The organism is Chryseobacterium sp. Marseille-Q8038 (genome assembly GCF_965111995.1).
In genome coordinates this window covers 12952-30195 of record NZ_CBCOPN010000002.1, presented here as the reverse complement: position 1 = coordinate 30195, position 17244 = coordinate 12952, and the positions used below count along the sequence as shown (strand labels likewise).

The 17244-nt window shown below is 40.1% G+C and carries 6 protein-coding genes; all 6 read right to left on the bottom strand.

The window, feature by feature from the left end; all coding sequences use genetic code 11:
• Positions 1–10: 10 nt before the first annotated feature.
• Positions 11–2413 (bottom strand): glycosyltransferase, encoded by a 2403-nt coding sequence (locus tag ACWPWS_RS13995; RefSeq protein ID WP_454046915.1) that lies wholly within the window; start codon positions 2411–2413, stop codon positions 11–13.
• Complete coding sequence (locus tag ACWPWS_RS13990; protein WP_454046914.1) at positions 2406–3188, bottom strand: alpha/beta fold hydrolase; 783 nt, start codon at positions 3186–3188, stop codon at positions 2406–2408. Before ACWPWS_RS13990 ends, ACWPWS_RS13995 begins: the two co-directional genes overlap by 8 nt.
• Positions 3179–3478, bottom strand: a complete 300-nt coding sequence (locus tag ACWPWS_RS13985) for an acyl carrier protein (protein ID WP_002977699.1) — start codon at positions 3476–3478, stop codon at positions 3179–3181. The genes ACWPWS_RS13990 and ACWPWS_RS13985 overlap by 10 nt, the downstream gene beginning before the upstream one ends.
• Positions 3466–7722 carry a beta-ketoacyl synthase N-terminal-like domain-containing protein gene (locus ACWPWS_RS13980; RefSeq protein ID WP_454046913.1) on the bottom strand — a complete coding sequence of 1419 codons (4257 nt, stop codon included), beginning with the start codon at positions 7720–7722 and terminating at the stop codon, positions 3466–3468. Before ACWPWS_RS13980 ends, ACWPWS_RS13985 begins: the two co-directional genes overlap by 13 nt.
• 19 nt (positions 7723–7741) lie before the next feature.
• Positions 7742–14767, bottom strand: coding sequence for an SDR family NAD(P)-dependent oxidoreductase (locus ACWPWS_RS13975; protein WP_454046912.1), 7026 nt, complete (start codon positions 14765–14767; stop codon positions 7742–7744).
• Positions 14768–15718: 951 nt separating this feature from the next.
• Complete coding sequence (glsA, locus tag ACWPWS_RS13970) at positions 15719–16732, bottom strand: glutaminase A (protein WP_454046911.1); 1014 nt, start codon at positions 16730–16732, stop codon at positions 15719–15721.
• Positions 16733–17244: the final 512 nt, after the last annotated feature.

Genomic DNA, 17244 nt, shown 5'->3' with positions numbered 1-17244 from the left:
GATTCATAGGCTATACAGAAGCTAATGTTGAATGTTCCTGCACAAAATTTTCTAACAGTTCTACCGCTTTATCGTTCCCTCCGGCAAGGGTAAATGTGTTTCGGACTTCCTGAGCGGCGGCTCTGTATTTCGGATTTTCCAATAATTCAAAAGTAGTTTCACGAAGAGCATCTACACGAAGTCTTTTATATCGGATACTCATTCCGCAACCTGCCTGCTCGATCAGTTTTGCAATATGGAAATGATCATAAGCAATAGGAGTGATTAACATCGGTAATCCGTTTCTAAAAGTATCGTTAACGGTATTGAAACCACCATGGCAGATCACCATATCCATTCTCTGCATCACTGCAGATTGAGGCACGAAACTGTTCACAATAAAATTATCCGGCCATTCTTCAAAGATTTCCGGTGGAGTAGCGGCAATCACCGTAACCGGCTGGTCTTTAAATGCAGCGATAATCTTTTCGAAGAAAGCTTTTCTGATATCTACCAGTAGCGTTCCCAATGATACAAATATCTTCGGAGTGGTAGATGCATTCAGTTTATCCCAGTCGAATTGGGCATCATTCGGACGGCCTTTTACCGGACCTACAAATTTCATATGAGATGGAACCGTTTCAAAGCCAGCGAAAGCCTGTGATGTAAACACCATATTCAGTTTGTGAGAATGGATATAAATTCCTTCTTCATGAATGCCTACTTCTTTTTGCAGATCTTTGATTAAGTTCTGTTGCCATTCCCAGATTTTTGGAGCACTTTTTTCTGTATCTCCCATCACATCCGGTGGCACCGGAGTAGTGGTTACACAAGGAATATTATGTTTGTGAGCGAAAAGAGCTCCTCCGAATGTAATACAGTCATTCACGATCACATCAGGCATCCAGCTTTCGGTCAGTCTGGTAAGTCCCGGCATCATCATTTTAGCAAAAGGAACATAGGTTTCTTCCAGTGCCAGTTTCATCACTTCAGGTCCGGAACATGCGGGTCCGTCATCCTGTCTTTTCAGAATGCGGGCAATTTCCTCCTGATACGGAATAAGATCTTCTTCAGGATAGAAATAAGAACCTCCTTCCGGAATATGTTTGCTGTCTAAAGGCGTAATTCCGAACCATTTTACTTCGTGGCCACGGGCAATTAAACTTGCTCCAACACTTAAAGTAGGGCTCACATGTCCGAAGAACGGAGGAACTACGAATAAAAACTTAGACGGTTTTTCAGGTTTTGAAGCCTTCAATATTGCCTGCTCCAATAAGTTGGCTGCTGTAGCAGAACCTCCTGCTTCCACAAAAGACTGTCCGACTTTCTGAGCCGCTTCTTTGTAGCTCGGATTGTTCAGGATTTGCTGTACCGCTTCTCTCAGGTGATTTCCTTTAAATCTGTTAAAATTAAGACGTTCACCAGCTTCTGTACGTACAACACGTCCGGCAACATGTGACTGGTCATAGGCAATCGGGATCACGACCAAAGGAATACCGTGTGATAGTGTTTCGGATACGGTATTGTGACCGCCATGGCACACCACACCGTCAAGATGAGGCAGAATATCCAGCTGAGGAACCTGCTGATACACCATAAAGTTATCCGGCCATTCCTCGAAAAGCTGCGGATCGGAAACCACTATAACGGTTAAATCTTCATCTTTAAAGGCATCAATGACCTTTTGGAAGAAAGCTTTTTTATGATCATGATCGAAGGTAGTACCAATACTTACCAGGATCTTTTTGTTGTTTTTACTTTTTAACTTTTCCCAGTCAAACTCACATGAAACACGTCTTTCGGTAAGAACGGGACCTGTGAACTGATATTGAGAAGGCAGATCATCCATTTCCCCAAAGAAATAATTGGAGGTCAGCACAAGTGTTAATAGGTCAGAGGTTGCCAGAGAGCATTCTTCCTGGAAACCAAGTTCTTTCTGTAAATCTAGGATCTGATTCACTTCCCACTCGTGTACTTTTGGCAGTTCATTCATGATTTTAATGGCGGCCGGAGCAGTAACGGAAGTAGCATAAGGGATTCCAAGAGTTTTAGCGGCAACAGGAGCAGCAAATAACTGATGGTCTCCGATAATCAAATCAGGCTGATATGTTTTCAGTAAGGCAATAATTCCGTTATAGCAATGTCTGTTCAGCGGGATAAGAACCTCTTCGTACAGGAACTTAACGCTGTCTATGCCGTAGACTACTTTCTTTGAAATGATATCGAGATATTGTTCACTTTCTTTCTTTTCTTCGTCGGTCTGATCGTATTGGATCAGTAATAATTTTCCTCCCTCGGGAAGTTTGGCCTCTAACGTTGGGTCAAGGCTGATCCAGGCTACTTCATGTCCTCTTTCCAGCAGCGTAGCACCGATGCTTAGGGTAGGGTTGACATGTCCTGTTAATGGTGGAACTATAAATGCAAATTTAGCCATGGTTTTGTGTTAAAATTTTAGATAAAAATTGAGCGATTGTTTCCGCAATCAGATTGGGTTCCTGAATAGGAATGTTATGATCGCCCGGAATTAATTCAAGTTCAGATCCGCTGATTTGAGACTGAAGCCACTCACCGGTAGGTCTGCAGTTGGAGTTAGCTCCATAAAGCAATAAAGTGGAAGTTTCCAATTCCTTGAAGTCAGCTTCACCCAGGAAATGTTTTTCCCTGATCATATCTGCTTTAATGGTGGTCTGATTAAAGAGAAATTCATACATACGATGGTTCTTTTCCATTTGTCTTTTACCCATCTGCACTTTGGTAGTATCTGTAAAATTGGCTACGTAATGCTCCAGAAATTCTTTGCTGTATTCATCAATGATGTTACGGGCTTTTTCGTCCTGAGGATCAGGAGCTTCCATCACCACGAGCTGATTGACGCGGTCAGGATATTCTAAAGCTGTTTTCAGCGCAATAAGACCTCCGAAACTATAGCCGACAAGGTGTACTTTTTCCAGTTGAAGGTGATCTATTAAACCTATTAAATCGGATGACATGTTGTCAAGATCGTACCCATCCAAAAAGCGTTCACTCATACCGTGGCTTTTCAGATCGTACATCACCACATGGAAATGCCTGGCCAGCACAGGGGCAATATTAAAATAATAAATGGACAGGTTACTGAACATACCGTGGATCAGTACCACGGTTTGTTCAGCTCCTTTGTTGAGTTCCTGTATATGAACTTGTCTGTTATTGACAGTGATTATTGGCATTCGTAGATATAATTGATGATCATACTAAGGTCAAGATTAATAAGCTGGTCAAGATCCATAGAAGATAACCAACCTGTAAAGTCGATCTGATCGCCAAAATGCGCTTTGATTTTTTCTGAGAAAGAAACAATCTCGATGCTGTCCATTTCAAGATCTTTGGTGAATGAACTTTCAGGAGTAATATCCATTTCTTCTACAAATTCAGCCCCAATCACTTCAGTAATAAAACCTTTTAATAAAGTAAAAAGTTCTTCGTGGTTCATTTTTAATGTTGCGTTTACAGTGTCCATCCGATAATATAATTTTTATGTTTAATAGTTTTGATTTCAATGTTGTTGATCCACAGGTGATCATCTTTTATCATTTCGACTTCAAAGGCTTTAGGATTTCCTTTCAGTCCTGTTCCCAGGAACTTTCCGTAGGCTTCCTTGGCTACCCAGAAACGTGTGGTCCATTCTGCCTGATTTCTGTCTTTTAATAATGTTAATTCTTTGTCGGTAAATACCATGTCGTAGAATCCTGAGCTGCGTTCTTCCATCAGTTCCATATCGATTCCTACAGATTTTCCATATCTCGCGATTCCTACGGCTTCTTTGCCTTTATGAGCTAAAGAAATATGAATATCTTCTGTAAAATCACTGATGAGGTAAGGTTTTCCTACTTCATCGGAACGAATTTCAAACGTGATCGGGAAGCATGCATGATTTTTTTCCTGACGAAGGAGATTTCTTACGGCATCTTTCACGGCTACACGGCTTACCATCCAGCTTTTCTTCTTGTTGGGTAATAGCTGCTGGTGATGCTGTTTTTCCGTTTGGTTGAAGTACCTTTTCAGGATAAAATCCCATGAAGCCACTCTGGTGTATGCCTGATGGAAAAAGAATACTTCAGGAGCAATCTCTTCCGAAAGCCTGTTGTGAAGTGGTGACATGGAAACATTCCATAACGGAGCATCTATTTCCAGTCTTCTGTTCTGCCAGCCCGTAATGGCACACCATACTTTTCCGTCTCTTTTCAGGATGATATCTGCGATGGCAAATTCATCATTAAGCTCTGTCAGCATACAGGTACATTCAAAAATACCTTCCTGGTCATGCATATCGCCGAAGAATTCAATATCTCTGATCTTTACAGGGAATGCAATACGGTCTTTCACCAAAGTAAGCTGCAGCCAAAGTCCAAATAACTGTCCTGCATTGTCCAATAGAGAACCTTTACCGCCGTTTCCTTTTATTTTTCCGATAATTCCTTTGTCTCCAACCGCTGAAACTTCAGTAATTCCCTGATACTTATCTCCATGGAACATATGCATGTCATAGATTTCTTCAGGAGTTCTTTCGATAGGCAAAAGATTACCGATGGAAAGATTGAAGGCTGGTGTTGGAACAGGAGCCGATTTTAAAATTACTTCTGCGTTGGCAAAGTTTTCAATATCGAGGTAAGCGTGGTTCGGTGAGCGCCATTCTCCTTTTACGGTTTTTTCAAAAGGTTTGGCAACATTCATCCATTGAAATACACTTACATTCATGATTTTATGAACCAGTGTTCCCGGAATTTCGGCTTCTGCAATTTCTGCGAGCTGCTCAAAGATCATCGTCATCGGAATTACCGGTTCCATATCTGCTACATGAGCCCAACCTTTAGGCTGTCTCAACAGGCTGTGGTCAATCAGGTAAGGATGACTTTCAAGGGTTACGTATAAGTCTTTTGAGAAGGTTGTACTTCTTGGTGCTTTTGGAGCAATAGGAGCTGCCTGAGCTGCAGGACGTTGGATCGTAATCTCCGGACGGTTTTGGAATAAAGTCAATACTTCTTCCTGCATACGGATCATATCGGCAACGTTGTCCTGGAATGCCTGTACTAGCGGATGACCGCTTTTGGTGGCAATCGCTGAAGCCGTTGCAGTATATTGTTTTGGTGTCTCAAAGGATTGAGCCAACGCTTTCACTTCTTTAAAATTACGGATGATAGGCGAACCTAATTCCAGCTTAATTCCTTTTCCTGATGCTCTCTTCGTATGATTCTGAATCTCTAAAAAGTCAAGCGCAATGGTTTTCCCTTCTACAAATAATGAAGCGACCACACGTTGTAACTGCGCCAATGCAGAACGGGTCGGAACGCTGGAAGCAATCGTACTGAATGCTTTTCCTTTTAAGGTATCATCAATAAATCCGATCAATCCACCTGTACCCACCTGAATGAATACTCTTGCTCCTTCTTCGTATAATGTATCGGTCAGTTCACGGAAACGAACAGGCTGAACCAAATGCTCTGCACTCAGTTTTCTGATCGCTGCCTGATCTGCAGGATAAGGTTCTAAGGTTGTTGCAGACCACAGTGGAATTTTTGTCTGCTGGAACTGCGCTTTTTCCATTCCTGCAAGGATCACATCCAGTTTATCCGCGATAAAAGGAGAGTGGAATCCTGACTGGAAAGGTAGCACCTGATGGAAAATCTGTTTTGCCTTTAACAAAGGAACCAATTCATCCAGCGCAGCATTGCTTCCACAAAGAATGACCTGATTAGGGCAGTTGTCATTGGAAACATAGAGGTTTGAAATTTCAGTAATAAAAGGTTTTACGACATCAATTCCGGCTCCTATAGCGATGAATTTGGAATCTTTTAATTCAAACGTTTCAGGATTTAGTACATCAATTAACGCTTTTACAGAATTGGCTTCCGCTAATTCGGATGAATATCCTGCCAGCCATTCTCCTAAGCTGTGTCCGGCATTCATATCGGGAATAATTCCCAGTTTTTTCAATGAATTATCAAGGATACTGCAGTTGTTGAAGATATTTAAAGCATCGGTTAAAAGACCTTCACCTTCTGTTTCTATTGGCGCTGTCAATCCAAAATAACGGCTTACCGTTTCTACCTCACCTTTTGCAAGACCATCCAGTCCAGGGAATACAAAGGCTACTTTACCGCCATCTTTTAATAATGGGGTAGAGGTGTACCAGATGTCCTGTTTGTTTTTCCAGATAATATTTTTGGAAACAATTTTAATGGCTTTTTCTATTCTTGCAGGTGTTGGATCGAATATCGCTACTCTGAAATCTCCTTCACCAATGGCGGTTTCATTATTTTGTAATGCGAAAAGCAATTCTTCGTGCGTAGGTCTGGCTAATATCAGTACATGATCTTTTTTCGGCATATCATAGCCTTCCAGAACAACGTGTGCATTAATTCCTCCAAATCCGAAAGCATTTACTGCTGCTACTTTTGGAAGTCCGGTTTTTGACCAGTTTTTGGCTTCCTGTACCGGTTTAAACCTTGTATTCTGCATTTCCGAGGTTGGATTCTCACAATATAAGGTTGGCGGTAAAATATCATGGTGTAAAGCCAGACAGGTTTTAATTAACCCTGCAATTCCAGCTGCCGGCATAGCATGCCCGATATTAGACTTTACAGATCCGATACCCGCTGCCGGAGCGTTTCCTTCTTTTCCGAAGAACTGAGCTAAGGTCTGAAGTTCTGTTTTATCTCCAAGGGGTGTTCCTGTGCCATGAGCTTCAAGATATCCCACTTTATTTTTATCTAAATCAGCGTTGATCCATGCCTGTTCCAAAGCTTTTAACTGACCTTTCACGGATGGACTCATCACGCTGGTTCCGGTACCGTCACTGCTTACGCCAACTCCTTTGATTACCGCATAGATTTTATCCTGATCACGAACGGCATCTTCCAATCTTTTTAAGACTACAAAACCACAACCTTCACCAATCAATAGACCGTCAGCATCTATACTAAATGGCTTGATCTGCTGCTGGCGGGACATGGCTCCCAGCTGGGCAAAAATACTCCAGAAAGCAGCGTTCTGTCCTGTGTGGACTCCTCCTGCGATCATGATATCAGAACGACCTCTCTGAAGTTCCTGCACGGCATGATCTACAGCAATTAATGCAGAAGCGCAAGCGGCATCTACAGTGAATGCGGCTCCTCCTAAATTGAAACGGTTGGCAACAAGAGAAGCAACGAGATTGGGAATTAATCCCATGGCGGTATCGGCTGCAAAACGTCCTTTACGCTGTTGGAAAGCATGTTTTACCTTTTCAATATCTGCGGAAGAAACATGAGGCAGTAATTCCTGCAGTAACGAAGAAATCTGTTCTCCGGTTCTTACAATTTCAATAGCGCGGGTAGCTCCCGGACCGGTATAGTTTCCTTTACCGATGATGATTCCCGTTTTTTCAAGAGAAATGTTCTTTTGAAATACGCCGGCATCTTCCAGGGCTTTCTGCACCAGATCAAGGGTAAGCAAATGGTCAGGTTCCGTTCCTTCAACGGCCAATGGTAAGATACCAAATGCTGTAGGATCGAAAGTATAATCAGGGATAAACCCTCCACGCTGACAGTAAAAACGGTCAACGGGACTTGTGGCATCACTGAAATGCACGGGATCTATCCGATCGGCCGGAGCCAGTTCGGTAGAATCAACTTTATTGACAATATTCTGCCAAAAAGTGTTGGCATCCTGTGCCCCGGGAAAGACACAGGATAAACCAATTACAGCAACATCTGTTTTTTTCATATTGAGTTTATGCAGTGTTTTACCAATTATTTCCTGACATGATCAGCACCTGGCTTTCTGTTCCGTATTTGATTTCGTTAAGGAAGATTTCTTTCCCTTCATCCAATGGAATCATAGAAATACCTCTGCGTTCGTATTCTGATTCAAGGGTGGAAGAAACCATTCCGGCACCTTTCCAGGGTCCCCAGTTGATAGAGATCACTTTTCCTTTTAATCTTTTATTTAAAGCATTGGCGTAATCATCCAGTACACTGTTGGCCGCAGCATAATCTGTCTGACCTTTGTTACCGTATACGGAAGCAATACTTGAGAACAGAACTACAAACTGACAGTCTGAACGAAGCTGTTCTGCCAATACACGAAGGGGTTTTACTTTGGTATCAAATACACGTCCGAAAGAGCTTGTCGTCTTTTGTTTGAATAATTTATCTTCTAAAAGGCCTGCTCCATGGATTACTCCATCCAGACGGTTATATTTTTCATAGATACTGCTGATCAGGTTGCTTAAACCTTCTTCATCACAAAGATCTAATGATTGGTAAATAATGGTATTTCCAAGGTCTTCCATATCACGGATAGTGCGTAGGATCTGATTGTTTTTGAAAATCTTCGTCGTTTCTTTTTCTATTTCTGCAGGAGATGTGAATTGACCTGACTTGATTAAGAAGCTTCTAATTTCTTCTTTGGTTTTCATTCCTTCAAAGTCTTTAGCCGAAAGTTCATTTCTTGGGTCAGCAGATCTTCCTACCAGAATATAAGTACACGGATAAGCCTGAGACATATGCTTTACCAATTCGGCAGTGATTCCTTGAGCACCTCCCAATACCAGGACTACAGATTTTTTATCCAATTGAATATGCGCTTCATTCAGACTTGTTGATAATGGAGAAGGGATAATATCTACTTTGTGTCGCTGGTCATTTTTGTAAATGATTTCAGCAGGTTTATCGTTGGTCAAAATCTCTTTTAAAGTAATCTCAGCAATCTGATCTACTTCCTGAGGAGTACTCAGGCTGATCAATCTGCAAGTTGTATTGTCAAATTCTCTTGCTAAACTTTTGAAAAGTCCCGGATATCCCTGGTGGTGGCGTAATACGGTTACATCAGAAATTTCCTGAAGATGTGCAGGGATATCAGAGATCAGATATACCCATTTTGCTTTATCAAAATCCAGTTTTTTGATCAGATCTACATGGTCGATAATGCTTGGTTTATCAACTGTTGAGAATAGGTCCAGCATAATTAATCCATCAACATTTGAAAGATCTTTTTCTGAGTCTACCAATTCTACGATGGCTCCATGTTTTTCCAGTGCTTCCCTGATCGCTGAGGTTTGCTTGCTGTCATCCTGGGTGATGGCAAAACGTTTTCCCTGCAATACTTCTGTATTTTGTACTAAAGAAGCATCGGTTGGAGTAATGTCAAAGCGAAGTCGGGATAATACATTTTGAGCTGGCTCTGCAATGTCTGTTGCTTTTACTTCCTGAGCTGCTTCATTGGTTTCCCCATTCATTTCGCTGATCCAGCTTGCCAGACCACGAAGGGTTTTAATGGCAGCCAGTTTTTCCATGACATCATCAGCCTGTTCAAGATTTTGACCAAAACCGATCTTGGTTTTAAGATCACCGATGATTTCCATACGTTTAATAGAATCTATACTCAAATCTGCTTCCAGATCAAGATCAAGACCTAACATTTCTTTTGGATATCCTGTTTTCTCACTTACAATATTCAGAATAGCATTTTGAAGGTCTTCAAGAGAGAATGCAGGCTGAGCCTGTGATTTTGAAGCTATTGATTCAGCTGTAGATCCGTTTTTTTCAGGGGCAGCAGTTGTTTCAGCTCCTGAGAATTCAGTAAGCCATGAAACAAGACCACTTAAGGTTTTTATTCCTGCTAATTGCTCCATAACAGTATCTTCACTGGTGTTTCCGTTGCCCAGAGTTCCCAATTCGTTACGAAGTGTTCCGATGATTTCTACTCTTTTAATAGAGTCAATACTTAAATCAGCTTCCAGATCCATTTCCATACCCAGCATTTCCTGTGGATATCCTGTTTTGTCACTTACCACCTGAAGTAATAAGGATTTGATATCTCTTGACGGAGCTTGTTTTACTGGAGCCGCAGCTACAGGTTTTTCCTGATGAACAGGCTGAACCGGAATGGTAGATATTGGCTGATGTGCAGGAGCTGGTATTGGTGAATGGTATACAGGAGCAGGGAATGCCTGAGGATTCTGTCCCATAAAGGAAAGCATCACATCACGCTGTGCCTGTATCATTAATTTCATGCTGTTTAAATATTCCTGCAGCATACGTTCAGCAGTAGACTGAGCTTCAGTTGCAGGTGCCTGTGGATTATTCGTAAAATTGTTCATGGGAATAGGGTTTATTAGTGGCAACGCACCATTAGATGGCAGATTACCAGTAGTTGGATGGGCAGTTTGCCCGTTAACACGCCAGATAGCTGGGCTTTTCTTATAAAGCTCAGGTTGGTTGATATCAATAACCTTAACGCTTCTGCCATCAAAAAGTTTATTAATATTGAAGCTGCGACCTGTTCCTAAATATTGAGCCAGCATGCAAAGCAGATGACTGAATTTATTACGGCTGTTGTCTTCAACGTATAAGGTCAGCTGATCTTTTTCCAGGCAGGATTTGGCCAGTCCGGTAAGTACTTTTCCTGGTCCTACTTCGATGAAGATTCTTGCCCCGTCGTTATACATGGCCTGAAGCTGTTCTACAAACCTTACAGGCTGTACCAGATGATCAGTAAGTCTTTCTTTTATTTCTGAAGGATTCGCTGGATATACTTCTGCCGTGGTATTGGACCACACAGGAATCTGCATTTCCTGGAAAGGAACGTCTTTCAAGACTTCAGCATACAAATCCTTGGATTTTGCCAATAATGGACTGTGGAAAGCACATGCTACTTCCAGTTTTTTAGCAGAAATACCTTCCTGTTTAAGAACTTCCAGTAATGTATTAATCGCTTCTGTACTTCCTGCAATGACACATTGGGTAGGAGCGTTGAAGTTCACCGGATAACATCCTTCTACTTTAGCAATGATCGGCTGTAAACGTTCCGCAGTGGCACTTGCAGCCAGCATTGAACCCGGATCTCCACCTTCCACTGAATCTAAAATAGATTGAGCTCTCTGAATACTTAAGTCAACCAGTTTATTTTCTCCAAATACTCCGGCAAAACATAAAGCCGGTATTTCACCATAACTGTGGCCTGCCAGCATATCCGGAATAATACCCAATGATTCCAGGAATTTAGCCAGTGCAAGGTCTACAATTCCTAAAAGAGGTTGTGCTAAACGGGTATCTTTAATGGTTTCTTTTTGTTGTTTTAAATCAGCCTCATTAAAGGTCTTAGATGGGAAAACGACTTTTTCAAGTTCAGGATACTCATCTATAATCTTACGCATAGCAGGGAAAACGACGAATAAATCACGAGCCATATTGATTCTCTGACTGCCTTGTCCAGGGAATGTGAACGCTACTTTACCTTCTTTTTTATTTACAGTAAAAGTATCTTTTGTCTCAATCCCTAGCAGTACTAGCTCAAGCTTCATCATCAGGTCTTCAACTGTATCCGCTACAATACTGAACTGAATTGGTTTTTCCGAACTGATGCTTAAGCTATACGCAATATCTTTTAATGGAATACCATCATTAATTTCTAATAAAGCCTTAATCTGGCCTGACTGTCCTTTGGCTTCTTCATACGTATCTCCACGGAAAACAAATAGTTCCGAAGGCCACGACTGCATTGCGATTGAATTATCCTGCTTAGGATGGTTGGCAATAACCGTATGGAAGTTCGTTCCTCCAAATCCGAAAGCACTGATTCCGGCATAACGGTTCTTCTCGCTCCATAGTCCACTTTCTGCATGGAAAGCAAATGGACTGGTTTCTGCATTATAATAAGCATTAGGCTGCTGAAGGTGAAGGGTAGGTGGTTTTACTCCGTGATATACAGCGAGGGAAGCCTTGATTAATCCTGCTAATCCTGCCGCACATTTTGTATGCCCGATCTGTGTTTTTACAGAACCTAAATGAGTCTGTCCGGGTAAAGCTCCTGAACGGCTGAATAAATTAGTTAAGGCACTTAATTCAGTTTTGTCCCCTACAACGGTTCCTGTACCATGAGCTTCCACTAAACCTACAGAAGCAGCACTGATACCAGCCTGGGAATAAGCACGTTCTAATGCTCTTACCTGACCTATCTGTCTAGGAGCCGTCAATCCCAATGCTTTTCCGTCACTGGATCCTCCAACTCCTTTGATTACCGAATAAATACGGTCACCATCGCGTACTGCATCTTCATATCTTTTTAAAACAAGAATGGCAATACCTTCTCCAAGAGCGATACCGTCTGCCTCGCCATCGAAGGTAGCGCATCTTCCTTTTCTGGATAAAGCATGCGTACTGGAGAACATCAGATAATCATTGATTCCGTTGTGTAAATCGGCTCCTCCGGCAAGAACCATATCCGATTTACCTAATACAAGTTCCTGGCATGCCAAATCAATAGCGGCCAAAGAAGAAGCGCAAGCTGCATCTACGGTAAAGTTTCTGCCTCCAAGATCCAGTCGGTTTGTAATTCTACCAGCGATAACATTGGCAAGAATACCCGGGAATGAGTCTTCTGTGGTATGCGGGAAGGCTTCTTTTACTTCTTCATGAAGTTCTCCGAAAACCTGTTTATAGTATCCTCTGAAACTATAGCTGTTGGCAAGGTCATTACCTCCTTCAGCTCCGATAATTACAGAGATATTTTCTCTATTGATATGTTTTTCACCATATCCTGCATCTTCCATTGCACGTTTTGCGACCAATAAGGTCAACAATTGTGTAGGTTCAATCGCTGCAAGAGACTGTGGCGGAATTCCGAATGCCAGTGGATCGAAATCAATTTTAGGAATAAATCCTCCCCATTTGGAATGGGATACATCCGATTCGTTGGAATCTGGTTTGTAGTACAATTCTTTATTCCATCTTTCATCCGGTACTTCAGTAACACTGTCTTTTCCTAAAATAATATTTCTCCAGTATTCATCCAGGTTTTTAGCGCCCGGGAAGATACATTCCATTCCTACGATAGCAATATCCAGTGGCTTTTCTGTTGAAACAGGTTCCTCTGATAATGCAGCATCCTGAATATATTCGTAATTGTCTACCACACTTTGATGCAGGGCTGCCAATGAGATTACACGATTATGCATCGTAGCAACCTGTCCTATCATGTACATTCCTAAATCCAGTTGATCATCTTTAGGAATATTGACCAATTTGTCGCCTTGGCGTTCAATACCTTTAGCAGCAATACGCAAACGACCTACATTTAGTTTTTCAAGCTGTTCCCAGACTTGTTTCTTATCCATTCCGGCAGCAAGAAGTTTTGCTTTTTCTTTATTGAAATGGTGGGCAAATGCAGTGTTTAAACAACGCGTTTCATGTCCCGGAGCTGTTTCCAATAAAACGGTATCTTTTGCCTGCATTGCCTGAGACTGGAACTCTTCCTGAATGGCTCCGGTTTGTACAGCTTCATGAGTATACAGATAGGCAGTACCCATCAATACTCCAATTTTTACTCCTCTTGCAGCCAATGGTGCAGCCATGATGGAAACAAATGCCGTTGAAAATGCATTATGGATTCCTCCTGCAAAAAAGACACTGATGTTCTCAGGATGGTCTTCTTTTAAAATACGTTCAATTTGTTTTTCCCAAAGTACTGTACTTGAAAGTGGTCCTACGTGTCCTCCGCATTCACGTCCTTCGAAAATGAAGTTTTTAGCACCTTCTTTCAGGAAAATATCCAGAAGGGCAGGGGAAGGAACGTGTAAGAATGATTTTATTCCGGCCTTTTCAAATACTTTGGCCTGGGCAGGTCTTCCTCCGGCAATTAAAACTACGGGAGGTTTTGCTTCTAATATATAGGAGGTCTGTTCATCTCTTAATTCCTGTGGTGCGAATCCTAAAATTCCTACACCCCATGTTTTTTCACCAGCAAGTTTTTTGGTGTCCATTACCAAAGACTTCGCGGATTCTCCTTTTAATAATGACAAAGCAACAAAAGGTAAAGCTCCGGCATCTGCAACTGCATTGGCAAATGAAGGGACATCGCTTACACGGGTCATTGGTCCCTGAGCAATAGGGTATTGTAATCCCAGTTCCTGAGCTAAAGAGTTGCCTTTATCAATGACATTCAGTGCTTTTGCCTGCTTCAGGTGTCCATACATGGCTTCTTTAAATCCGAAAATCAGTTTTTTCAGTGTTTTGAAGTCTTCATACAGGTCAATTGCAAGTGATATGTCTTGTCCCATTGGGATGTAACATGTGCTAAGGTCAAAACCGGTAAAATATTGTTTCAGCTCTTCAGCGGTTACGTTTTCAGATAAAGCCGGTGAATTGGGTCTTACCAATACACGATGGTTCGCGATCACTTTAGTTTCTGTTCCATTCAGTTTTGAGCATACTTCTTTCAGGTCCTTAGGAACGGAACTTTCCGGGAACAATGCCAGCTGGCTGTCCAGTATAACTCCGGTTGCCCCCAAAGCTTTTGCTGCGGCTGCGGTATGGAGACCTATTCCTCCCTGTACCCACACCGGAATGCTCTGGATTTCTTTGATCACACGCTGGAATAATACAAACGTGGATTCATAGCCTACTAATCCGCCAGCTTCATTTCCTTTGATAATAATTCCTTGTGCTCCCGCCTGTTCAGCTTGTCTTGCTTCTTCTAAACTGGTTACCTGATAAATAACAGGTACATTGAGTGGCTTAGACATTCCGAATGGTAGGATCGCAAATCGTACTTTTTCCGGAATTTGAAGAGTAGTGAATTTGTCGTTAGAAAAATAAATACCATACGATGGTACGTCTATCTGGTCAAGTTGATGTAACGCTTCCTGGGCTTTCGTTAGCTCATTTCCTAAACTTAAAACGGGAAGTGCACCCGCCTGGTGCAGTTTAGATATAAGGTTAACGTCCGGCTTTTCAAAAGGCGTCAGTCCAATAATGGTTAATTTTTTCATGGCGTGTTAATTGAATTATTGAATGATAGCAAGAGTTCCATAACAGAATGCAAGGTCTTTCGATCGTAAGACCATTACTCTTTGCTACGATATAGTAAAAATTGTTTTTATTAAATCGTTAACAATAGGTGTTATTTTGTGGTAATTATTTAATAATCTATCGGTATTGGATAGATTTTGGGTTGTGGTAGTTATATCCGGCTTTTCAAAAGACATCAGCCTGATTTTGGTCAAGTTTTTCATAGCATTTACGGTATAGAAATGATTAATGATATCTCATAGCAAAATATCAATGTTATTCATATAAATAACAATTTTTTGGTATGAGGAAATAAAAATAATAAAACTATAATATATCTTTAATTATAAACGCTATTTGATAATGATTTTTTAATATGAAAATATCAATTATTCAAATACTATTAAAGTATATTTATTGTTTCCTTATTCTTAGAAACATGGCCGGTACAATCTTATAAATTTTAACTATAAATATTTATAGTTAAAAAAATGTTAAGCAAATATAGGAATAAAAAATAAAATATTTCAAAAACAAGAGATTTGTTTTTAGGTATATTACAAAAAGATAATATACAATGAATAGGGTTCTGAAATGCAAGAATTACCTTTATCAATCTGATAAAATGGCTAGGCGAATTTAAATAAAATTAATCAATATAATGTGATTTAATTTGAATTATTTGTGAATTTTTTCTATCTTTTTGATAAATAAACAGATAGGTATTTTTAAGAATAATTTAAATATCTTTCCGAAATTCATAAAAAAACAGTAAGTATCTGATATACTTACTGTTTTTGAATCGGTTGATTGTTGAGTTTTTTTGAACGAATAAGGATTTTAAAGATGATCTCGGATCAATTATATTAAAATACCTTTTATTGAATCAAATATCTGGTGAGCTGCTTATATAAAGAAAAGAACGGTAGGAATTAAAATATACTTAACCCATACTGCTTTGCCAGATCTAAAATCATATGATATCCGGCCAGTGAATTTCCATGCTGATCTAAAGCAGGGCTGAATACTCCGATTCCTATTTTTCCGGGAACACTTACGGTAATTCCGCCTCCTACGCCGGATTTGCTTGGTAGGCCTACTGTTCTGGAATATTCGCCACTGAATTCATACATTCCGGCTGTCAGCATCTGTGATTCTACCAGTTTCGCCATATCTGCGTTTTTATAGGTGGAATCTCCGTCGAATCTTACACATTGGTTGGCAAAGAAGTAGCCTATTTTTGCAAGATCTTCAGCAGTAAGTTCAATGGAACACTGCTTGAAATAGTTGTCCAGCTGGTCTTCATTTCCTGAAATCAGTCCACTGTTTTTCATGATGTAAAACATACCGCGGTTACGGTGTCCTGTTGATTTTTCGGATTCATAAACTGATTTATTATAATCTATTGATGAATTTTTGGTAATATATCTTACCATATCCAGTATTTTAAGGAATGGCTTCTCACCATCTCCTGAGATCAGTGAAGTGGTAAGAATAGCCCCGGCATTCATCATTGGATTAAGGGGTTTTCCTGTCGTTTCAAGGTTTGAAAAGTGGTTGAAAGGTTTATCTGATCCAAAGTATCCCATTTTATCAAAAATATGAGCTTCTCCTTTTTCGTTTACAGCAACCATTAATGATATAATTTTAGAAATACTCTGCATGGTAAATTTCTTACTTACATCACCGGTGTTGAATACTTTCCCGTTTTTATCTACCACTGAAAAAGCGATTGCTTTAGCATCCATTTTTCCCAGTTCCGGAATGTAATCTGCTACTTTTCCCTGGGTGTAATATGTTCTGTTTTTTTCCAGGATGGTATTTAATGTTTTTTCTGAAATGGTTGAGAGGTCTGCTGTTTTCTGTGCATAAACGATTGTGTTTAAGGAAAGAAAAGCGGCAGTGCAGATTCCTTTTGCAGAAAATAAAAAGCTGTTGTTTTTCATAGAGAAGATCTTCAAATAAAATGTTTATGATAAGCCTTAAAAAACAAAGATATAGTTTTTTAATCTTGTCAGCAATTCTCCTTTATCATGCCTGAGAATATCATTGTGATTTTGGGCTGGCCGCATTGATACATGAAGACTGAAACTGTTAAAATGTATGGAAAGTTATTTATGAATAATGAATAGACAGGCAGTTTTATTTTTAGCTTTTTTAATGTGATTAATTTTAATTCAAAATCATTTTTATTAGTAAAAAATAAACAAATTGTTCTTTTAGTTATTTATTTTTGGATTTAATACATTAAAATTTAGAATTTTATTTGGTTTAAAATGGACTGTAGCTATAAAAATTAAGAAAGGGCGGATTTTTTTTGCATAACTAATAGAGTAGTGAAATAACATATAAGCATGAATTTATCTATATTGTTGGAATTCAGTTATAAAATTATGTTATTTTTTCACTATTAAATGATTATTGTATTGAATTTTTTATTAATTTGACAAAAAATTAA